Annotated in this window: 1 protein-coding gene; it reads right to left on the bottom strand. The window is 63.6% G+C overall.

Features of this window, described 5'->3' with window-relative positions; genetic code table 11:
• A partial coding sequence (locus tag E5X34_RS32760; RefSeq protein ID WP_292573387.1) for an NAD(P)H-dependent oxidoreductase occupies window positions 1-272 on the bottom strand: 272 nt, incomplete at both ends.

The raw sequence follows: 272 nt of genomic DNA, 5'->3' as shown, positions 1-272 counted from the left end.
TCAGCGCCGACGGATCGATCAGGTCGAAGAAATGCTTGAACAGCCCGGTATAGCTTCCTTTGTAGGTCGGCGAGCCGACCACGAGCACGTCGGCTGCAATGACCTGCGCCAGGATCGCCTGCCCCCGGTCATCGAGATCGCGCGACCATTTGGCTGCGCCTAGCGACGGACCGACATCGTCGATGTCATAGGTGTGCCCCGTCAGGCCATGGCGCGCGGCGATGTCCTGGACGACGAGATCGACGAAACTGCGCGTCTTCGACGGGCGGGTG

The organism is Mesorhizobium sp. (assembly GCF_004963255.1).
Lineage (GTDB): Bacteria > Pseudomonadota > Alphaproteobacteria > Rhizobiales > Rhizobiaceae > Mesorhizobium.
Note: the sequence above shows the minus strand (reverse complement) of the source record. Positions and strands in the feature narration are given on the sequence as shown.